At 46.8% G+C, this 20,121-nt stretch carries 29 protein-coding genes and 1 tRNA gene; 19 read left to right on the top strand and 11 right to left on the bottom strand.

The genetic code is table 11. The features are described from left to right. Positions 1-6: 6 nt before the first annotated feature. From DYH48_RS07440 to DYH48_RS07400, 9 genes are all read right to left on the bottom strand, one after another. A complete protein-coding gene (locus tag DYH48_RS07440; protein WP_115334419.1) occupies positions 7-1,275 on the bottom strand; it encodes a tyrosine-type recombinase/integrase in 1,269 nt (422 codons plus the stop codon). Next, positions 1,276-1,500 (bottom strand): hypothetical protein, encoded by a 225-nt coding sequence (locus DYH48_RS07435; RefSeq protein WP_006082025.1) that lies wholly within the window; start codon positions 1,498-1,500, stop codon positions 1,276-1,278. Next, complete coding sequence (locus tag DYH48_RS07430; protein WP_115334418.1) at positions 1,490-2,173, bottom strand: replication protein P; 684 nt, start codon at positions 2,171-2,173, stop codon at positions 1,490-1,492. Before DYH48_RS07430 ends, DYH48_RS07435 begins: the two co-directional genes overlap by 11 nt. Further along, entirely contained in the window at positions 2,170-3,027 is an 858-nt protein-coding gene (locus DYH48_RS07425; protein WP_115334417.1) for a helix-turn-helix domain-containing protein, read from the bottom strand. The genes DYH48_RS07430 and DYH48_RS07425 overlap by 4 nt, the downstream gene beginning before the upstream one ends. 150 nt (positions 3,028-3,177) lie before the next feature. Beyond that, positions 3,178-3,900 (bottom strand): hypothetical protein, encoded by a 723-nt coding sequence (locus tag DYH48_RS07420; RefSeq protein WP_115334416.1) that lies wholly within the window; start codon positions 3,898-3,900, stop codon positions 3,178-3,180. Between the two features lie 165 nt (positions 3,901-4,065). Beyond that, positions 4,066-4,392 (bottom strand): hypothetical protein, encoded by a 327-nt coding sequence (locus DYH48_RS07415; RefSeq protein WP_006083868.1) that lies wholly within the window; start codon positions 4,390-4,392, stop codon positions 4,066-4,068. A 5-nt stretch (positions 4,393-4,397) separates the two neighbouring features. Further along, positions 4,398-5,021, bottom strand: coding sequence for a toxin YdaT family protein (locus DYH48_RS07410; protein ID WP_115334415.1), 624 nt, complete (start codon positions 5,019-5,021; stop codon positions 4,398-4,400). Continuing rightward, entirely contained in the window at positions 5,018-5,323 is a 306-nt protein-coding gene (locus tag DYH48_RS07405) for a hypothetical protein (RefSeq protein WP_147287763.1), read from the bottom strand. The genes DYH48_RS07410 and DYH48_RS07405 overlap by 4 nt, the downstream gene beginning before the upstream one ends. 28 nt (positions 5,324-5,351) lie before the next feature. Next, positions 5,352-5,582, bottom strand: a complete 231-nt coding sequence (locus tag DYH48_RS07400; RefSeq protein WP_115336105.1) for a transcriptional regulator — start codon at positions 5,580-5,582, stop codon at positions 5,352-5,354. A 107-nt stretch (positions 5,583-5,689) separates the two neighbouring features. Here DYH48_RS07400 and DYH48_RS07395 point away from each other — a divergent pair, with 107 nt between their 5' ends. The 17 genes from DYH48_RS07395 (at position 5,690) to DYH48_RS07310 (ending at position 14,554) form a co-directional block, all read left to right on the top strand. Continuing rightward, complete coding sequence (locus DYH48_RS07395; protein ID WP_115334413.1) at positions 5,690-6,415, top strand: XRE family transcriptional regulator; 726 nt, start codon at positions 5,690-5,692, stop codon at positions 6,413-6,415. Between the two features lie 218 nt (positions 6,416-6,633). Beyond that, a complete protein-coding gene (locus tag DYH48_RS07390) occupies positions 6,634-7,395 on the top strand; it encodes a hypothetical protein (protein ID WP_115334412.1) in 762 nt (253 codons plus the stop codon). Continuing rightward, on the top strand, positions 7,389-8,261 hold the full coding sequence (locus tag DYH48_RS07385) for a hypothetical protein (RefSeq protein WP_115334411.1): 873 nt from the start codon (positions 7,389-7,391) through the stop codon (positions 8,259-8,261). Before DYH48_RS07390 ends, DYH48_RS07385 begins: the two co-directional genes overlap by 7 nt. A 452-nt stretch (positions 8,262-8,713) precedes the next feature. Next, a complete protein-coding gene (locus tag DYH48_RS07380) occupies positions 8,714-9,076 on the top strand; it encodes a forkhead box protein (RefSeq protein ID WP_115334410.1) in 363 nt (120 codons plus the stop codon). Positions 9,077-9,216: 140 nt separating this feature from the next. Then, positions 9,217-9,564 (top strand): hypothetical protein, encoded by a 348-nt coding sequence (locus tag DYH48_RS07375; RefSeq protein WP_011847795.1) that lies wholly within the window; start codon positions 9,217-9,219, stop codon positions 9,562-9,564. Positions 9,565-9,600: 36 nt separating this feature from the next. After that, the gene (locus DYH48_RS07370; RefSeq protein ID WP_012197007.1) at positions 9,601-9,765 is read left to right on the top strand and encodes a hypothetical protein; all 165 of its coding nucleotides are present in this window, start codon (positions 9,601-9,603) and stop codon (positions 9,763-9,765) included. Positions 9,766-9,775: 10 nt separating this feature from the next. Then, the gene (locus DYH48_RS07365; protein ID WP_115334409.1) at positions 9,776-10,366 is read left to right on the top strand and encodes an ead/Ea22-like family protein; all 591 of its coding nucleotides are present in this window, start codon (positions 9,776-9,778) and stop codon (positions 10,364-10,366) included. Beyond that, positions 10,363-11,013 (top strand): ASCH domain-containing protein, encoded by a 651-nt coding sequence (locus tag DYH48_RS07360; RefSeq protein WP_115334408.1) that lies wholly within the window; start codon positions 10,363-10,365, stop codon positions 11,011-11,013. Before DYH48_RS07365 ends, DYH48_RS07360 begins: the two co-directional genes overlap by 4 nt. After that, on the top strand, positions 11,010-11,303 hold the full coding sequence (locus DYH48_RS07355; RefSeq protein WP_115334407.1) for a hypothetical protein: 294 nt from the start codon (positions 11,010-11,012) through the stop codon (positions 11,301-11,303). The genes DYH48_RS07360 and DYH48_RS07355 overlap by 4 nt, the downstream gene beginning before the upstream one ends. Then, positions 11,304-11,582 carry a hypothetical protein gene (locus DYH48_RS07350; RefSeq protein ID WP_115334406.1) on the top strand — a complete coding sequence of 93 codons (279 nt, stop codon included), beginning with the start codon at positions 11,304-11,306 and terminating at the stop codon, positions 11,580-11,582. Further along, a complete protein-coding gene (locus DYH48_RS07345) occupies positions 11,579-11,809 on the top strand; it encodes a hypothetical protein (protein WP_012586784.1) in 231 nt (76 codons plus the stop codon). Before DYH48_RS07350 ends, DYH48_RS07345 begins: the two co-directional genes overlap by 4 nt. Then, positions 11,806-12,126, top strand: a complete 321-nt coding sequence (locus DYH48_RS07340) for a hypothetical protein (protein ID WP_115334405.1) — start codon at positions 11,806-11,808, stop codon at positions 12,124-12,126. The genes DYH48_RS07345 and DYH48_RS07340 overlap by 4 nt, the downstream gene beginning before the upstream one ends. After that, positions 12,123-12,437: a hypothetical protein gene (locus DYH48_RS07335; RefSeq protein ID WP_012088954.1), complete on the top strand. Its 315-nt coding sequence runs from the start codon at positions 12,123-12,125 to the stop codon at positions 12,435-12,437. The genes DYH48_RS07340 and DYH48_RS07335 overlap by 4 nt, the downstream gene beginning before the upstream one ends. A gap of 178 nt (positions 12,438-12,615) precedes the next feature. Beyond that, positions 12,616-12,924, top strand: a complete 309-nt coding sequence (locus DYH48_RS07325) for a hypothetical protein (protein WP_115334404.1) — start codon at positions 12,616-12,618, stop codon at positions 12,922-12,924. A gap of 2 nt (positions 12,925-12,926) precedes the next feature. Then, positions 12,927-13,124, top strand: a complete 198-nt coding sequence (locus DYH48_RS07320; RefSeq protein ID WP_172481160.1) for a hypothetical protein — start codon at positions 12,927-12,929, stop codon at positions 13,122-13,124. Between the two features lie 12 nt (positions 13,125-13,136). Beyond that, positions 13,137-13,364 carry a hypothetical protein gene (locus DYH48_RS07315; protein ID WP_115334402.1) on the top strand — a complete coding sequence of 76 codons (228 nt, stop codon included), beginning with the start codon at positions 13,137-13,139 and terminating at the stop codon, positions 13,362-13,364. 5 nt (positions 13,365-13,369) lie between these two features. Further along, complete coding sequence (locus DYH48_RS07310; protein ID WP_115334401.1) at positions 13,370-14,554, top strand: site-specific integrase; 1,185 nt, start codon at positions 13,370-13,372, stop codon at positions 14,552-14,554. A 160-nt stretch (positions 14,555-14,714) separates the two neighbouring features. Here DYH48_RS07310 and DYH48_RS07305 read toward each other — a convergent pair. Further along, positions 14,715-14,791: transfer RNA gene (locus DYH48_RS07305), tRNA-Pro, on the bottom strand. Positions 14,792-15,250: 459 nt separating this feature from the next. Between DYH48_RS07305 and DYH48_RS07300 the strand changes: the two genes are divergently transcribed. Next, positions 15,251-17,485 carry a diguanylate cyclase gene (locus tag DYH48_RS07300; RefSeq protein WP_115334400.1) on the top strand — a complete coding sequence of 745 codons (2,235 nt, stop codon included), beginning with the start codon at positions 15,251-15,253 and terminating at the stop codon, positions 17,483-17,485. A gap of 98 nt (positions 17,486-17,583) precedes the next feature. Here the strand turns inward: DYH48_RS07300 and DYH48_RS07295 are convergent, their stop codons facing one another. After that, positions 17,584-19,059 carry an alpha/beta hydrolase gene (locus tag DYH48_RS07295; protein WP_115334399.1) on the bottom strand — a complete coding sequence of 492 codons (1,476 nt, stop codon included), beginning with the start codon at positions 19,057-19,059 and terminating at the stop codon, positions 17,584-17,586. Positions 19,060-19,391: 332 nt separating this feature from the next. On the opposite strand from DYH48_RS07295, the gene DYH48_RS07290 reads away from it, so the two are divergent. After that, positions 19,392-19,934: a DUF6942 family protein gene (locus DYH48_RS07290; RefSeq protein ID WP_115334398.1), complete on the top strand. Its 543-nt coding sequence runs from the start codon at positions 19,392-19,394 to the stop codon at positions 19,932-19,934. The last annotated feature ends 187 nt before the right edge of the window (positions 19,935-20,121 follow it).

The raw sequence follows: 20,121 nt of genomic DNA, 5'->3' as shown, positions 1-20,121 counted from the left end.
TCATCGTCATAACCACCCCACTAACATTGGCTCGTCTGGCTCACTCGTCTCAGTGGTCGATTGGCGCATAATCTCGGGCGCCACATCGTCAAACCCCAGTGTGATTAAGTGTGCGTGGTAGGCATCTAATGCCATCAACATGCCTTTATCTAAGGTGCTGTTAACGTACGTGCGCAGCAGTAACGGCAAGGTGTGATTCAATATTCGCTCACCGACCATGGTATCTACGCCCATATCGGCAATAATGGTGCGGCACAGTTTGCGCAGTGCGTGGGAGGTAAACGCCTTAAATCGAATCGTTTCACTCCAATATTGCGCAGTGCGAATGCTCACCGGCCCTACTTCGCCTGGGAACAAAAACGCCCGCTTGCCCACATGCGTGTATTGCCATTGGGCGTAATGGGTAATGAGCTTTTTGGCTGTCGGCGTCATAGGTAAGCGATGCTCTTGGCGGTTCTTGGCATTCTCAGCCGGAATAAACCAGTAATCGCCGGCAAAGTGGTCCCAACGTGCTAAGCGGGTTTCACCTATGCGGGTACCGAACATCAGCATTAGCACAAACAACATGGCCACCGGTCTTGCTGCATTCCGTAGGGCACTGAATAACGGGCCCACATCCGACTCGCTTAATTGCGTGCCCACCAAAGGGGGCATCTTCAAACTCATTTGCACCCGATACCCCGCCAAGCTATTGCTGTCTAACACCCGTAAATCGGCGGCAACCGATAACGCCCGTTTTAACACCTTCACCGCGGCTTTGATGTAATTGGCCGAGTAGCCCTGCGCCAACATGGGTTTGATTAAATAACTGTCCACTGCGATAAAGTTCAGCTCATTGAGCGGTAACTCACCAAAGCAACCGCTGAGATGTTTACTCACTAACGATTTACAGTTACTGCGCCAGCTGTTGCTTAAAGTGCGATTGCACTCCACATGGGTGACAAACCACGCCAGCAATTGCACGACCGTGGTAAATTCGTTGCTGATTACCGTTTGGCCCATGCTGCGTTTGGCGAGCAAGCTAGGTAACTCGGTTAAAAAGGTCTTTAAGCACATCACTGGCCACACGCCCTGCTTTTGCCACACGGTTTTGCCCGCTTCGTTCATCACTAAATACACCGAGGCTTGGCGTCTATCGGTCGAGGCCCGTAACCGCACCGCCGGAAATTGTGTATCCCGAAAGTCCCGCGTTATCCCTGCCCGCAACCAACGGCGCAACACCGCATCGTTTAACTTGCCTTGCTCTACGCCTGTGGCTGTCATCACCTGTGCCATCTAGCCCTCCAACCGATATTCAAAGGTGTGATGGGTACCCGAGCGTATGCGTTTTACCCGCTGATTCATCGGCATATCCCGAAACCGCGCACTTAACGCTGTCTCGCTGTCGTGAACCCCAAAGCGGTTAAAGCTCTCTTGCTGGATTTCAAACAGGGTCCAAAACCGTTTCCCTGTGATGATGCGCATTAAGCGTTCGCGCTGTGTCAGTGGTTTAGTCGCCATCGTTTGCCCCCTTAAGCCCAAGGTTGGTTCGTAAATTGGCAATAATTGATTTCGCCTTTGCCGCCTCAGTGGGCCGCGTCACCGTTTCAGGCAGTGCCTTAGGCAACTCAATATCGGTCAACTCGCCACGGCTAAAGCGCCTGCATAGCACTTTGTAATTGCGCTCAAACGTCATCAACACATCCTTTTCAAGCCCTGTGGCAAACATCCAACTGCCCGTCTCGCGCACCGCTAAACGCACTACATCATGGCTCCACGTATGTTTGTCAGGGTGATGGTAATGGCGGGTTGCCTCCTTAAACGCCGCCTCTAACTTGGGCAGCCCCAAATCACAGGCTGTCGGTTGGCACCACAAAGCAAACTGGCGTGGTGTCGGCCAAAACTGCCTGTCGCCCTGCTCGCGTCTGGCGCGATTCAGCCCCGCTTGCACTTGCTCGCGGCTGGCAATCCCCTGCGCCGCCAAGGTTTTAAGCCACTCGGCTTTGTGGGTCGCTTCATCCTCAGGCCGCGGCGCACTCACCGGGAACAACACCCGCAATTTGCTAAACACGCTGTCCACAATTGCCATGTCCATTGCCGTGGGCTCAGGTTGACTAACACGCCCTTGCCCAACCAGCGGCTGGCGGATTAAGGTCTGCAGTGATTTCATGCTCGCATTTTGATTAGCCGTCATATCAAGGGGTCCTCTGGGTCATACACCGCATAACTCCAATCCACTTGCCCAACTGCCGCGGCCATTGGTCTTGGCAACGGTGTTAGCCAGTGGCGTTCGCGGATAAACTTGGTAATACCGAGCACAAACTGGCCGTTCGCGCTAAAGCCCCAACTCGTATCCAGCGCCGCAGCCTCCTTCAACCACGTCACCGCCAACACACAATCGGCGTCGGTCAGCTTTTCGGCCTTCCACGCTTTCCACGCAGCCGAATCCGAGCCGCCTTTGCGATGGGCGGGATAGGCTTTGAAAAACGCATTGAAAACCGACTTAGCACTCGTTGCTGGACAAGAGTCTTTTAAAGATTCATTGATAGGTTCAAAAGAGTGACAGATTCTGGGTGCAGCTCCTGCACCCTCAGAGGGTGAATCTCCTGCACCCATGGGTGCATTTGCTGCACCCTCAAAATTGGCTAGGGGTGAATCTGCCGCACCCCCAATATTTTCTAGGGGTGAATATGCTGCACCCTGAGTATTTTCTAGGGGTGAATTTGCTGCACCCTCAGTAAAAGGTAGGGTTTGAGCAGGTTTATCACTCAGAACACACGATGAAAAGTCCAAAATATACAGGTTAGATGTATTGCGTTTATGCTCACTCTTGCGGGTAATTTTGCGCACCAGTCCGACGTCAACCAGCGCATTAATGTGGTTAATCGCCGACCGCTCGCTTATCTCACAAGCCTGCGAAATATACTCGTAACTCGGCCAGCATTCGCCTTGGTCATTGGCGTTATCAGCAAGCTTGATCAACACCAGCTTGCGCAGTGGATTACCCACCTTGGCCTTCATCGCTTTTACCATCAATTCCATGCTCATAAGTCACCCCCAAACAGAGCAACCCACAAACTCGAATTGACGCAAACCCCATGCTTCAGTAACATGCTATTGCCTCACTTTAGGTATAGGTATTAAGCCCGCATCGGTCGCCAAAACTTCAGCGGGCTTTCTTATGTCTACAACAACGGGTCAACTGCAATGTGCCCCGTTGCCCTCCGCTCGCTCGCCTTCACTGCCAAGCAAGTAAACCTTGTGCGCCAAGTTACTGCGCAACTGGCTAAAAAAATCACGCCGTTTAATGTGCACGTTGCGGCTTTTCGCTATTGCACTCATATCAGCCGCACTCGCATCAGCCGCGCCTACATCCGCCGCCAATAGCGCAATAGAACGCTCCGCGCGTTGTTCTTCCATCAGCAGATAATTCATAATCCAATCGATGCTCACCGTCGGCAGCAACAACTGCTTGCTACTACCCAGCAACGCCTTATCCACGATGTCGGTCGCGATAACCGCCCAACGCTCGGGGCGACTATGCTGCAATTCATCGCAGTTCCTTAACACCTCAACCATTCGGCCCACCTGCGTTCGCTTAAACAACTCCGCCGTGGTATGCCCATGAAAACAGGCAATGTCTTTGCCCATGTTCACGCCACTTAACGCTGCCCGTTCAGAGGTTGCCGCGCTAAGCTCAGGCACATTAGGCTCAGTGCTATTAGGCATGTTCGACTTAGATTTAAGCGCCATCGCCTTAAGCATTAACTGCTTTGCTTGCATCATGAGTAACGTCACTTGCGCGGTTTCCATCTCGGTAAGCGCAGCCACGGCAGGCCCATCAGCACGGCCAACTTGCCCATGTACCGAACACGCGGCGCCGCCCTCCAAACAACAAATTAAACATTCAGGATCAAACATCGTTATCCTCCTCACTTCATGATCTTAGGTATCAAGCCCGCATCGGTCGCCAAACTGTGGCGGGCAATTTGATAACGGCGTTTTTTACGCGCCCAGTTATCACTTAACTGATTTGTGAACATGTCATTCACTCCTTCTTTCATTTCAACAGCTCATTCCAACAAGTCATTTCAACAACTGCCACTTATGCCCATTGGCACACACGGCGCGTTTTGAGCCCGACTTGGTTTGCTTTAAAGCCAAACCGCACTGGCCACACGGCACATCAGCTACCCGCTTAAGCATCACCGCATTAATCTGTGCGCTGTGATTCGCGCGTTTTGGCCGATAACCTAACGCCCGCGCCACTTTTACATATTCTTTCGCAATCCATTTGCCATCGGGTTCTAAGTGCAAACCGTCGCCGATCATGTCGCCCAAGCGGATCAACTGCTGATGCAGCTCAGTCTTAGCACTGGCGATAACATTGATGTTAAGGTTCGATTGCGGCATCGCTGTCACTTCTCGGCCGCGTATTGCGCCGCCTTACCGCCATGACTCGCTAAATACGGATACGCCAGCTCTAACGCTGCCATACTCGCTTGCGTGGTTGCCGCCGACTCTTTTAACTCGCGGTGCGCCGCCACTAACTGCTCGCGCTTCGGCGCCGGACCCAAATGGATCACCGCCACTTGCGCCTCGGCGTTCTCTTTGGTTAACGATGCCGCCATATCGGCCACATGCAGCACATGGCCATCATTCATGCGGTCCGCTATTACCGTCACCCCAGTGCAGCCAAATACATCGTTGAGATACTGCACTCGCAATTGCTCGGGCAATGCCGCCACCAGTGCTTGCTCAACATGAAACAAGCGATCCGCCTGCGGATGTTGGCCCTCGTACTGGCCAAGCCAACGGAACAGCTTTTGGGCATTAATTCGCGCATCGTTGTGCACGTCTTGCGTGCTCGCAAAGCTAATGCCCTCCGCCGCTAATACCTCACTCAGCCCAAGGCGCTCAACTGCCGCAACAAAATCAATCGCCAGCGCAAAGCGCGTCATCTTGGGTAACTCCAACACCCGATGAATCGTTTTCATCAACAAATTCAAACGGCTATCTTTTTTTCGTGAATGGGTTTTCATGCTAATAAGCCTCTCTCTGTTAATTTACAGTTGTAGGAAGTACAAATGAGTTTGGATTGGTAGTATTGACGGTCTGATAGAGTCGCTTTTAAATTCAAGTGGTTGCCTATGGTGTGAACAAAATAAGTTGCATCACGTAGCTGTAAGCAACCATTGTCATTTTCAGATTTAACTTTGCTAAAGAGTGCAAAGATCTGTTTAGACATGGTTCCTGAATGCATACCTACTTCATGCTTTCGCACATCAGCATAAAACTGACGAATAACTGAGAGTATTTGATGAATAAAGATAAATATTTTCATATAGTTACCACTATTAAGCATGAAGTGATTACGCAGCTTCATTTGGATGTGGAAATAAATCGACCAAGTCAGGGCGGATCTTGTATGCAGGAACGGCTCCATGAGTTGCCTTTTCAATTCGTTTCGCATTTTCTGCTGAAACTTTTTTCCGGCCATGAAGCCATGCACAAACTGATGGCTGCTTTACGTTGCAGGCATCAGCAAGTTTCTGCTGACTTCCTAATACATTTATAGCCTGTGCAATAGCTTTTACAGCCATAAAATACCTCCACTCATTTAAATTAACCAAATAATAGCCAAAGGTATTGCCAATGTAAATAGCTTTAGATATTTGACGAGATATAACTATGGCTATAAATTTCACTTATGAATAAAAATGAATCTTTTGCGGATAGATTAAGAACGGCCATGGATGAGGCTGGTTACACTCAAGCATCACTAGGTGAGGCTATAGGCATGGCGCAACCAAGCGTCTGGAAACTAACAACAGGTAAAACTAAAAACACCAGAAAGCTTTATGAAATTGCGAAAGTTTTGAGAGTGAGTCCTGAATGGCTTCTCAATGGGCACGAACCCATGAGGTTGGGTGAACTCTCAAACAAACAACAACAGATTCCTGATAAATCAGAATGGGGTACCCTTGAAGCTTGGGATGATTCAACCCCAATTAATAGTGACGAAGTTGAAGTGCCATTCTTACGAGACGTTGAATTTGCCTGTGGTGATGGAACCTTTAATGATGAGGATTACAATGGCTTCAAGCTAAGGTTCTCTAAATCAACTCTACGTAAAGTTGGAGCTAATACGGATGGTTCTGGAGTGATTTGTTTCCCTGCCAGAGGAAACAGCATGGAGCCATACATACCTGATGGAACAACTGTTGCTGTAAATACAAACGATAAAAAGATTGTTGATGGGAAAATTTATGCCATCAATGAGAATGGATGGAAACGCATTAAAGTACTTCGCCGTTCTTCACCAGATAAGCTAAATATTTTGAGTTTTAATAGTGATGAATATGAGCCCGAGGACAAGCCTGCTGAATCAGTAGAAATAATCGGTAGAGTTTTCTGGTATTCAGTTATTGTGTGATCAAATTGAACTGGCTGATATTGGTTCTACTTCTTCGACAATCAGTTGCATCATTAAGAACTATTCAAGAAAAACAGCACTGTGGCAGTGGTGGTTAATGTATAGCAAATGGTAAACGTTTACTTTTTATAATCGAACGCTCATGATGTGAATTTAGACATATCAGCATTTATAAAAAGTAAGTATTTTTAGTTTATCAAATTTAAAAGGATTTTTACGTGATAAGAATAGGAAGGCTTCTCCCCGGTTGCCAAAAGATTCGTGAAGGTCAACACCAAGCTCTAAAAGGGTTTGCATCATTAATGACTTCTAATGGTGATTATGAAGAAGTAGTCGTATTTGCAAAAGAATTATCCTCCCGTGAAATTTCTACTGAAGTAATATGTGCAGCTTTAGGCCGTGCACTGTCAATCCCAATACCTGAGCCAGTTGTACTTTTTGATGAAAACAACAAGCTTTTCTTTGCTAGTGTTGATGCAGCTTATCCCAGTCTAGCCCAATACGTTATTGACTCAACAGATAGCACTGTAATGGAAAAACTTACCAATTGGCCGATTTTAAGAGACGCGGCTCTTTTTGATGAGTTAATCGCAATGGGTGACAGGCACGATGGTAATTTACTCTTTAATGGTGAAGACTTCATATTGATCGACCATGAAAATGCTATTCCACCTGGGCTAGGCTTTGACCAATGGGGGGTAGATTACTATTTAAATCAATTGTTAGATGTTGTTAAATCAAACATTGATCCACACAATGAAATTGCTCTGCAAGCTACAGTTAAGCATTCTAGAGATTGGGCTGATGCCAAAAAGCATATTGTAGTCGATGGGCTAAAAGATCAAATTCCCGATTCATTAATCGACGCCAAGACACAACATCAGATGCTAAACTTCTTAGCATTACGAATCGGAGTTATAAGTCATTTGCTCTATCAGCAGATAAAACCAATGCAGACACAGATGAATTTCCCATGCTAAACATTGATTTTATTCTTAAAAACGTACCTCCATTGCCTTCCATCAAAGCAAAGTGGGTATCTATATATTTAGAGCCTATCTTGGGTTCAGGCGAACGTTTGACTATTATCGTTGCAACAATAACTTCCACTGGCAATGTATTAGTAAAGCCTGCTATCAGGAAAGAAGTTGTTGATGCCATGTATGATGCTAAAGCTCCATCATTTAATAAGATGGTCGAGATGATAGCTAATAGCCTTGAACAGCACTTAAAAAGAACTGGAGAATTTCATAGTTGGGTTGCTCCAGTTTCTGGTATAACACTTGGTATCGAAAGAGCAGCAGCCTCAGCTACAACAGCAGGCATCTTACGCCAAGCTGTATCATTATCATCAAGCTTGTCATCATTACATGATGAAGCTGAGAGCATCGCACTAAAATCAGACATTGGAAAAGATAAATGGTCTACCCAGCTAATTGATGCAGTACTTAGTAAAGACCCCAGAAGGCAGATTTTTTTCAATCAAAACTATAGTTTTGAAGATGGACATCGACCTGCCAAAATCTTCTACCTAAGTGATACGGCGGCTATTAATACAGGGAAGCTTTTTCCCCAGAATTTAAACACTTTAGTTATTGATAGTAAGGCAAAAATTAGCGATTTATCACTCATAAAAAAACATGGGAACTTTTTTGAGCGCGACAGTCATGAGATGCTAATTTTCCGCCCGACGGATGATGACCCGGCATACAGTGATAAGAATATTCAGACAATACACAGTGCTTTTTTAACACTTCAAGATTTAGCTGATACTTATGATGTAAAAATTCAACCCGTTTACTCTATAGAAGAAGCTGCGAGCATCATTTTAAGCACTGCTGCATAAACGTAATATGTATAAAAACCTCTATGGCGGTTTTTATACATCCCCCTGCTGTGTTTTACGGCCTAATTTTTTAAATCGTAAAACTGACATCAACTCACCACCACCTCTTCCATAAAATTCATTACCAAACGAAAAATAAATCACTTTTTAGGACAAACAATAATACCCAAAGCAATATTTATTGCTTTGGGTATTTACACCTCGAATAGCTTTAGCTATATTATTATGGAGATTACCAATAAGATTTAACCAATCAGAACCAAAAGTGGCTTAACTGTGCAAGTGATCAGTAATACGTTCAACCATGCTCCGTTCTGACGGCATTGACGGGAACTGTTTTAACACTGCCATTTGTCAAATTTTGCTTGAACACAAAGCTAACCGAATGATTGGTATAGCTAAAACTAATCTAGATCAACACAACTTAAAATTCGACAGCCGAGGACAAGGAAATGATTCTAGCGAAAGTTCACACCACACCTAAGCAACGCGATGAGTTTCGTCTACTGGTTGCAATACGTTTTGCCTGCTTGATGGCGCTAGCCAAGGGCCACACCGACCCGATGGATTGCCCACGGGTGCAAGTCCGTTGCGCCGAGCTGGTCAAGCATTTTGCCTATCACCACCCTAGCCCTGCCTTTTACCGCCAGTTTATTCGCCACACGGGCGAACTCGGGCTGAACTTCTGCCTGCGCTTTACTGAGCCCCAACAAGGTTTGTACGGCAAGGTGATGGTGTGGCGTAACGACTCGCAAGCCGTCACTAATGTGCATCCGCTGCACACGATGACGACAGCCACGCCCGTCGGCCACTAACGCAGTAGAGCCGCAGAGCCGCCGCGAACATTCACGATTTAGGCTATCTAAGCAAAGCAGCCAAAGCAAAGCAACCAAGGGGTGATGGTCCATATCCCGATAACGATAACGGCGACAGTTTCACCTTGTTGGAGGCATTTATGTTTTTTGTTTACGGCGTGTCCATGACCTTAGCGAAAAATCAAGCGGCCAAAAAGTGCAGCACCTCAGTGGGCGCGCACCCTAACCGCCGTCAACTGAGCCCCGACGAGTACCAAGCTAAGTTGAATGATATGGCGCAGCACTTGTTTGAAACCATGAAGCCACAACGCCTGTCGCATTCGTTATCGACGCCCGCGCTGTGCCAGCAATATATCGTGTTAGCCATGACCCAAGAAGCCCACCGCGATGTGCATATTCGCTATCACAAGCTGTCGGACAAGGTGAACCCCAAAACCAAGAAACCCATCATCAATCTGGTGGTGTTTAACGGCGAAGCCGCAGCTTAGCTCGGCTGAGTGTGATGACGAGAGAAGGAAAGCAGCATGTTAACTGATGACAAACCGCTACACAGCGATATCAAAATCGGCGTTGGCCATATCGTCGCGTTTAAGGAAGGTTGGATGTTGCCCGGTGGCAAGTTTACCACCGACCGCACTGTCGCCATTCGTGCCGCCAAAGGTTTGCACCGTTTCTTGGTTAAAAGATAAGGAAATCAGCATGAGCCAACACATCGAAATCCCCGCATTCTTGCTTGAAATGTCTCAGCAAATGCACCAACAAGATAATCGCATTACTGCGGAGCCAATCTGGCAAGTGCGCTGCAAGCGCTATTTGCTCACCGAAAAAGACTACAACGAACATCACTGGGAGATTTTTTACGGGGAAGATGGTGATTATTCAACGCTCTATCGCTCTGATGATGGCGATAAAAGTAACCTTGCTGAATGGTTGCTAGAGCATGATGCCGAATGGTGCAAAACGTGGTTATTCGAGAACGACAAGATCGAATCTTATCACGATGAAATCGAATCATTTGCCGACGTATTCACTCAAGCGTTTATCGAAGATTTTGATGTTGATTCAGATCATTACGATTTGCCATCAAACCTCACCAAACTTCACTTTCAAGAAATTGAAGAGGTCATTAAATCCTGCCTCACCGAAGCCGATGCGAATTGGTTTATCAGGCGTAAGCAACATGATTACCCACATCTATATACCTATGTCGCGTCAATGTATTTGTGCCCTCAAATGATTGAGCTACGCAACTGGATCCTGTCACTGACTAAGGCAGAGGTGAAAGCATGAAACAGCGCCCTATTATCTTCAACACCGAAATGGTGCGCGCCATTCTTGATGGCCGTAAAACCCAAACGCGGAGAGTGTTTAAAGCTCAGCCGCATGATGAATGGGCGCCATTTTCTACAAATGCCGAATGGTATACACCGACAGTCATTGATAAGCGCGGATTCTATCAACCCGCAAATGATGATGTTTTTGGGGTTAGCAGTGAAGATTGCGCGTTTGTTTCACCGTTCGGCACGCTTGGTGATCAGCTGTGGGTGCGTGAGGCAATGACCAAAGCACACTGGCCTGATTTGCATTATGTCTGTGGCGGATTAACAGCGGGCACGGGTGATGAAGACTTTGATTATCGTGGCGCTGAGTATCGCGGGTTTATTCCGTCTATCCACATGCCACGCTGGGCGGCGCGCATTCTGCTTGAAGTCACTGCCGTTCGGGTTGAGCGATTAAATGAGATCTCAGAAGACGATGCCATAAAAGAGGGTTTTGATCATTCATGCTCTGCCGCGGCGAAATCGGCGGGCTGGTATGAGAAGCCGCGCACCGCATTCCTGCGCACTTGGGAGCAAATCTATCACAACGTTGATGCTAACCCGTGGGTGTGGGTGGTCGAGTTCAGGGTGATCAGTACCACAGGCGGTGCAGCATGAACCACTTACTCCCAGGCTTTGAATCACAAGAGCGCGTTGCGTTATTGCTATCGCTTACCCGCATTAGTTCACCCGAGGTGATTGCCGCGTTAACGCTGCATTACACCAGCGCCCTGCCCGCCGAACGTGCGGCGGCTCGCCACGGTATTGAACTGTCGAACTTTATGCGCGGGCAAAAGAAGCTAGAGCAAATCGCCGCTACGGTCGAGGCCATTAAAGCCATCGACTGGGCCAAGCTGCAATTAAGCCCTTTGCAAACAAGCCCTTTGCAACCGAAGCAGGTGGCCTAAATGACTCAATCAGCGGCGTTTCGCCATCTGCTAAATCATTATCGCAGCCATAAGTTAAGCCTGTTACTCAAGGCCAAAACGGGCGACAGCATCAAAATCGCGCTGGCGCTCGGCGCGTTAGATTGCCTGTACTGGCAAGCATTGGGCAACGGCTTAACCAACTTAGCCAAGGGCATTAGCCGCACCATAGTGTATTCGTACCGATATCACCCTATGCGCCTACCCTGCCACCAACCTGTCAGCCAAGCAAGCGACAACCAAAACAAGGAGGCGGCATGAATACGTTTAGCACTAAAGATGGCGTGGTCACGTTATCTAAGCCCTACTCCACCTTGATGTGCGATCAGCAACAAATCGAAGTGAAGTACACCCCCAACAATTACCACGGCTGGGGCATTTGTAAGTCTTTTAACGCCATCGAGTGCAGCGACTTCGGCCAAGCCGACGCCGAAGTATTCGCACTCAACGCAGAATCAAAACTCAGGATAAAAGGAGAAGCAGCATGAACCCAATACAAGCAGCAAGCGTAGAACGTGAAGAAGGTTATTGGACCCATCCCGATTTGCCCGAGTGGGATGAAGGGGTAACCCGTGTTGAGTGTGAAGCATGGGCGGCACGCCAAGGCGGCGAGTTTGTGGCGATTTGGTTTGAACTCGATGCCCCTGAAAATCTGATCGAGCGCTACTTTGACGAGGGCGACACCGATATCAGCGATTGGCAACCCGTTTGCGACAAGGCCGGCTCATTCTTGCTGAGTATCCACGACACCGAAGATGGCCCCGTCGCGCTGTTCTTCGCTCCGAAAGATAAGGAAGCAGCATGAAGCAGCTTTCACTATCTGAACGGCTAAAGCAGTTCGCTACAGATCAAGATGACTTATCTCGTCGTGGTGAAAAGGCTCTTGCGGCTGAGGCAGCGCAAGAAATTGACACTCTAACAGCTGAGCGCGGCCAGCTGGCGATGCAGGTGGATAAGCTCAAAACTTTCATATCTACACAAGCACTGCCAAACCTATTTGTATTAAGTAATGACTATCCACAGTGCCTAGGAATCGAGAGTGCAATAACTGATGCGAACGAGCTTCTAAAAATTTGCGGCCAAGAAAAAAGCGTTACAAATGGTGGTAAACAATGAAGAAGATGGCAAAGCCTGCTGGGCTAATAGTTTCATGTCCACACTGTGGCGGTGAAAATACGATTTACGCATCAGATCTATGCGAAAACGAATTTGTCTGTTCATGGGCGCATTGCGAAAAGGAGTTTGCAACGTGTGGCGAGGATGATTTTCATCGTTATATTGAGGATGGTAAGCAATGAGCTGGTCAAATTGTGGTGAGGATAGTAACGGCAGACCCATTGGTTATGCCTTCGAAGCAACCTGTGATCATCCGGGTTGCCACAAACAAATCGACCGCGGCCTTTCTTATGCGTGTGGTGGTATGCATGGCGAAGATGAGATCAGCTGCGAGGGTTATTTCTGTGAAGCGCATAGACCAACCTTTGTCGAACATTGCGGCAGTACCCATCAGATTTGCAGTCAATGCACCAAAGCATTAATCGACTCAGGTGAATGGCAAGAAGATGAGGATGAAGGTTGTTTAACGCAGGTAGGTGCAGAATGACGATGAATGACAGACTTAACCTAGCTATCGCTGAGAACATTGAGATTAAAGCCAGAATTGTCGAGCTCGAGCAACAAGTGGCAATGCTGAGTAATCGCCCTGAGTTTGATCTATCAACTGTTCAAGTACGTGAGCAAGCAGTGATTGCTCGATTAGATAGGATGAGTTTAAAAGCAGATAACCTTAACGAATTGAATTAAGTGGAGTTTAATATGTCATTTAAAAAACCTTCCAAACTAATGAGGGCCAGTGAGTGGTCTGAACGTGAGTTTGCAGCCAATTCCGCGCCTCAAAATCGTACCATTAAAGGTTGGATTTTACGTGGAGTGATTCGCGGGCTCATTGTAGATAACAAGGTCTATGTTTACGAAGACCAGCACTTTGGTGTGGCGCCCGCCGTTAGCAGCGCGGTGTCTGATTTAATTGCAGCCTCAAGGTAATTAACATGGTACGCCCAAAAAAGTCGCATAATAAAAATCTGCCTCAGCATCTAATGTTTGATAGCTCCAAGGGCACTTACCGCTTTACGCTGGTAAATGGTGTTCGCAAAACATTAGGTAAAGATAAAGTGCAGGCGATTCAAATTGCGGTTGAGTACAACCGCATTATGCGACCTACCGTTGGGTTAACGGTGGATCAATTGATTGAAGCCTCATGCGCCTCACCTCAAGCTGATGGACTGTCCTTTGCCAGCCATGTGGACCGCCTTTTAGAGTTGATATTTAAAGAGGAAGCGCCAAGTAAGCAACTGGGCAGCACTATGCGCAACGATGCCGAACGGGTTAAAACCTATTTTGCTGAGGTTAGCAGCCAAGATATTAGCCTTGAGCACATCAACGGCTATCTAAACCAATACCATCCTGATGCCAGCCCCAATGTGCATAACCGCAAACTTGGATTTTTGGAGAAACTGATTAACTACGCGATCGACCAGTCCATCATGTTAGATAATCCGGCCTCTCGAAAGATGAAAAAACGCAAAACCAAAGGTAAGGAACGCCAACGCTTAAGCTTTGAAGTGTATCAACAAATCCATGCTGCTGCGCCACTGTGGTTACAAACGGCGATGGACCTTGCTTTGCAATCAACCCAAGCACGCCTTGAAGTATCGCGGATAAAATACAGCATTAAAAAACCTAAGGAAGGCCAATGTGGTTGCCTATGGTTTGATGAACCTGTCGATGGCATTTACGGCACATTATTTATTCATCGCCAAAAAGTGGAAGAGCAAGAAGCCAGCCATGTGGCAATCCCTATCGGTGAGGTATTAAAGGCCGTTATTGATAAAAGTCGTGATGGAGTGCTTTGTCCTTATGTGGTTCATCGCCGACCAGACAAACACAATAAGCAAAGTGAAGCGACTGATCACCGCTATCAGCTCGATCCTAATTATCTCAGCAGAGCGTTTTCAGCATTAAGGGATGAGTTAGCGTTGTTCAATCATTTAGAAATGAGCCAGCGGCCTACCTTCCACGAGATCCGTGCGCTTTCCGCCAGATTGTTTTCTGATATGGGTGTTGATCCTCAAGGCCGAATGGCTCACACCGATGCTAAGTCCACCAAAATCTATGTGCGGGATCATCTGCAATGGACCGAAGTACCTCACGCTGAAATTAAATTCAGCCATTAATAAAACTAATGCAACCAGCGCACTTGACCACTGTAATTCTGAAACCCGTTTCACCCCCATTTCACCACAGTTTCACCACCTCTAAGCAGTAAAAAGCCAAATTATAGACACAAAAAAGCCCGCAACTGATTAAGATTGCAGGCTTTTTTGTTTATGAATTTGGTCGGTATGAGAGGATTCGAACCTCCGACCCCTGACACCCCATGACAGTGCGCTACCGGGCTGCGCTACATACCGAAATTTTTTAAGTGAATGTATTATCAGTGCTGATTTAGTCCGTTATAACTTAGTGGCTATTTCAAGCTAATTTTTTCAATCACTCATCACTTAAGATACTGTTTATGGGGTTTATCTTAAGTGAGCCAGAACTGTAGCAATTGCCTTGCAACTGCGCAAGGGCTTCATTACATCTCTTTGATCGACTGGTTAGTTTATGTTCTGAATGACACAATTTTCGTCGATAACCGTTCGGAAATGGCCTCATCCATTGACCCTGCTAATCATCAGTCTGTTACTGACCAGTAATTCAGCCTATGTTTACCTAGATAAAGCAGTGGCACTATTCGTCTCAATAATTCATCCCAATAACTAGTTTCTTTAATCCGTTCCCAGAATCAGTTTCTACAAATTCATTTCTGTTATGGCTTTATATTGGGGGCTCCAATTGAAGATCTGGGATAGAGGCATTGGGTTTATTTGTGCCATAATCACAGACAGTTAACACAAGCAAATTTTCAAAGGGACTTTTCTTTGCATTTACCCGCCTTCCAAACCGCCCATCTCAGACTGGCCATTATTCTGGGTGTATTCGGCTTAGTCCTGAATCTTTTTCCCATCCCTTTATTCGCTAATGTGCAATTGATTCTCGGCAACGTGGCCGTGGTGATAGTGGCAATACTCTTAGGACCTTGGTATGCGTTGATCACCGCCCTATTTACCGCAACGGGACTCATGATCGTGTGGTCGAGTCCACACGTGTATTTACTGTTTTTACTCGAGGCATTATGGCTTGGTTTGGCAAGGCGCCGAGACATTCAAATACTCTATGCCAGTGTGAGTTATTGGGTATTATTGGGGATCCCGCTGTTAGCCATTTATGTGGCTGTCATTGCTAAAATGCCCGCCAGCCATATTCCTTTTACTGCGATAAAACAAGCCGTTAATGGCATGATTTACGCTGCAATTGGTGAACTCTGTGTGGTTGCTATTCCAAGCCTATGGCATTTTAAAGGCAAGCTGACCAATCTTAACCGGCGCACTTTTAGCTCGCAGCTCAGTTACTTGTTTACCTTAATCATTACTGTGAGTTTATTAGTTTCGTCCTTAGCCTTTAATCACTTTTTCATTGATAAACAACAGGTGTTGATTAATCGCAATCTGGACGATACGGCAACCCATTTGAGCCATGCAACCGACAACTATCTCGCTTACAACACCCAAGTCATCTCTAGCACAGCCAAGTTTTTGAGCCTGTCGAATGCAGATATCAATGAGTGGCAGGCATTACTGTCGAGCGTACACGATAGTAATCAAGGCTTTAAAACCATGTTACTAGCTAATGAGCAAGGCAACTTACTCGCTGCCAGTCCGATGGCCAATATAGTAAAATTAGACAGTCTCTCTGACATTTCTTCGGTGAGCGATAGGGAGTACTTTATCCAAGCGTTTTATAACCATAAAACTTTTGTATCACCTGCGTTTATCGGCAGAGGTTTTGGTAATGACGTGATCGTTGCCATTAGTGCCCCGATTTTTAGTCAAAATGATCCCAATCAAGCCAGAGGGATCGTCGAAGGCAGCTTAGATTTACGCTATTTTTCTAGCATAGATAAACAAAACCTGCACCATGAGCAGCAATCTATTTTACTGACAGATGAGAACAATAATCTGATTTATGCCTCCGAAGGGTTAGGACTAGCACCGCTCACCCCCTTGTCATTCAGCAAAGGCAGTGAGATTTATCGCGCCCGGCTTCAACTGATGAACCTGCATAACCTAGATTCAAATACTCCTGAGTATATCTATGCCCAGCATAAGTTAAACAATGGGTGGCAACTCTATGTTTTAGAACCTTTTGTGCCGCTTCTAAAACTGGCTGAGCGCCAATATGTCAACACGGTAATTTTGCTGTTTTGCTCCTTAGTCGGTGCCTTTTTTATTACTAAAGCCATCAGTAAGTTACTGACCGAACCTCTGTCGCTTTTAGCGCAGCATTTCGGTCCCGCTAAGCAAGAAAAAGCCAGTGACGAGAAGTTTGAGCATGATCTACTCGATAAAAGCACCCCTAAAGAAATCTATAGCTTGTATGAAAGTTTAGCCTCGAACCAACAAGCCTTACTCGAACACCAACAAGAACTTGAACAAAAAGTACAGCAGCGCACCCAAGATTTAGAGGCCGCTAATGTGAAATTAAAGGATTTAGCCGAGCGCGATCCGCTGACGAATCTCTATAATCGCCGCTATACCGAACACCAATTCCCGCTCATCCAACAGATGTGTGAACGGGGTCAAGATGCCATGACACTTGCCATAATGGACTTGGACCACTTCAAACAAATCAATGATACTTATGGTCATTTGGGCGGCGACGAGTGTTTAAAAGTGGTTGCTGAACTCTTAACCTCGCTCTTCAAGCGAGATATTGATTTGATCTCCCGCTACGGCGGCGAAGAGTTTCTACTGATTTTGCCTATGTGTAATGCCCTGAAAGTCGAAGCACATCTTAATGAATTTAAACAGCAACTCGCTGATACTGTGATCATCAATCCGCAAGATAATCGAAGCTTCAATGTCACGGCGAGTATTGGCGCTGTGATTGCCAATGCCACCTATAGCGACTCTTTAGAGCACTGGCTTAAGCAAGCCGACAATAACTTGTATCTTGTAAAGGAACAGGGGCGTGATCGGGTTGTTTGCAGCCTGATTGTTTAACTGGCGCTTGTTTAGGAGAAAGCTGTTGAAGAGGCAGTCGTTCAAAGGTAAAGAAGGTTTAGGCCAGATTAGCTGAGCGGTTAATCAAGCACAAAATCCTAGTGCATATGCGCGAGTCGATACTCATCCATGCGCTCGAGTAGATACGGGAAGAAGGGATTCCATTTCTGGCGCAACATTTCCGATGCCGACACGCTATATAAACCGCGCTCCCCCCGCGAAGCTGAGGCTCCAATTTGGATCCGATGTAAATCAGGCTGAATAACTGCGCCATAGAGGCCATCATCCACACCAAAGGGGAGCGCAACATGGGACAAGGAATACACGCCAGCGGGCCAATACAAATCTAATGCGCGCACTTCCTTACCTTCTGTGACCACTTTACCTAGCGCATCTAAACCAAAGCTGCGCGCTTGAACTTGCGTGGTTTCATGACTGATATTTTCCACCACAGTGCCACGATAATGCTGCGCAGGGCTATTGATGCTCGACAGCAAGCCTGCTAACGGATCATTGGACACCATTTTGGTATTCACATCGAGTCGGTTCATATCGAACAGCACGAGCTCATGGCCTTTTTCTGGTAACGTTTGATACAGATTATTCACCACCGCCGAAGTTGAAACGGTTGCATCCACGACCGACTGAAAAGTGAGCATCGATGGGATTTGTGCCCTTTGCGGCAAAGTTAACCCAGCCAATAAACCTTGGTTACGTAGCGCTAATTGATACACCACATCGCCCGCATTGACCGCAAAAGAAGTATATTTAAACGGATCGTACTCCACTTGAATGCTGTTCCACTGCAGTTTATCCAGTTCTAGCAATCGGCCTATCCAACTCTGCCAGCGCGCGGCCGCCGCTAATGGCGCTAGCCCTATGGCGGGAGAGATAAAAATCATCCCAGCATAATCTGGGGTTTTATCTTGACTAATACGCTCTAACTCATGGTTTAGTGCTATGGCGGCACCGGTCGAAAAACCCACAACAAATAGCGGTTTACCCTCCAGTGTTTGCCGCATATGCGCCGTCGCTAAATTTACCGCGGCGACGAGATCTTGCCAATAAACCTCTGTTAAGCCACTCGGAATCGTGCCATGTCCTGGAAGTCTTAAACCCAGAACATGGGCTTTACCTTTAAAATGCGCTGCCACATTGGATAAGGCATAGGGCGAGTCTGACATGCCGTGGAGCAGCAATATCCCAAACTCGGCATCGGCTTTGGGCCATTCATAACTGCGATTCCAATTTTGGGGCCAATGGGCAGGATCGGATAAACTATTTTTGACATAGCGGTTCACGGGAGAAAATTCATTGGCAGGAATTTTTTGGACGACTTTGCGCTCAACTTCGGCGAATAAGCGCTCTTCTAGCGCTAAGTACTCATTAAAATTAGCGAGTTTAGTATTGTAATGGAACTCATTTTCTAGCTCGACCGTATGCCAAAGTGACAATTCGGGACGCGCATTGAGAAAGTAAATCCCGGTCGCGAGTAACGCCAGCGCTATGCCAATGCTCGCATACAATGCGGCTAAGAATAGGTGTTTTGTCGAACCTATGATGATGGCCTTCATGGCTGTTCCTAGAAAACAATAAGATAAAATGAGCAAGCCAATTATACGGTTAGAAAAAAACATCCTTCAAACTTTTTACCACAATAATATCCACTGCCATAAGCCCACAATGTTGTCACCTCAGCTTAATCACCTGAATAGAGTCACTTAAACTTAATCACCTAAACAGTGTCACTTAAACTCAGTCACTCTTATTCAATTTCAACCCAATGACATCGCTAGCAAATTCAGTCACTCGCAAGATATCCGCCGCGCAATTTTATTAGCCGCATAGACCTTAATCGGGTTAGGATCCAAAGCAGTCTTATTCCAACGAAACTTATACGCCCTCGATGATTATCGGTAATCCACACGCTACATTCGCCTACTATCTTCCTACAGCGCCACTAATACCTGACAACTGGCATTACACTCAGCCAGACGCTGTCGGGGCTCTCATAGCGTTAAATGGCAATCATTGGCGTAAGATCTTCACTATTATGGCAAAAATCAGCGCGGTCGGAGAGGATTGGCGCAGCTATCGTGACCAAGTGTTACTCAAGCAAGATGAACTGATCTGCATAGGCGGCACTGAGTTGATGGCAAACACGAAGATCCATCTCATCGCGGGGCAAGTGGCTGCAAAGTGTTTAGGACTCACCATGTCTGCAAGCGATACTCGTGCACAGCATTTAACTGCCCAAAACAAATCCATAACCGCGATGACGCTTCCATCTTCGCAGGGGCAGCATTGTTTACTCACGCCCTATTTGGATTATCGCCAGTACCCAAACCAACTGATCGCCCTGACACGCCAACACTTAGCCGTTCCATTATCCCTACAACAAGATGCCGCTGCTAAATGTTGCGACCAGATGCCACTGTCACAGGTCTAAGCAACATTCCTCTGCAACATCCCTCTATGAGATGCTTCAGCAAGATAGTCAGCTTCAATGAACAATCGCTACCAGTTTCCTAGCTACAGCGACGCCAACAGCTGTAAAGGCTGCCGCAAGCTCAGTCACTAGGTAAGAAAAGACACAAAAAAGCACTCGTGAACTGAGTTCAAACGAGTGCTTATTC

It is taken from the genome of Shewanella baltica, assembly GCF_900456975.1.
Classification (GTDB): domain Bacteria; phylum Pseudomonadota; class Gammaproteobacteria; order Enterobacterales; family Shewanellaceae; genus Shewanella; species Shewanella baltica.
The sequence above is the reverse complement of the archived record's forward strand: the minus strand, read 5'-3'. Positions and strand labels throughout refer to the sequence as shown.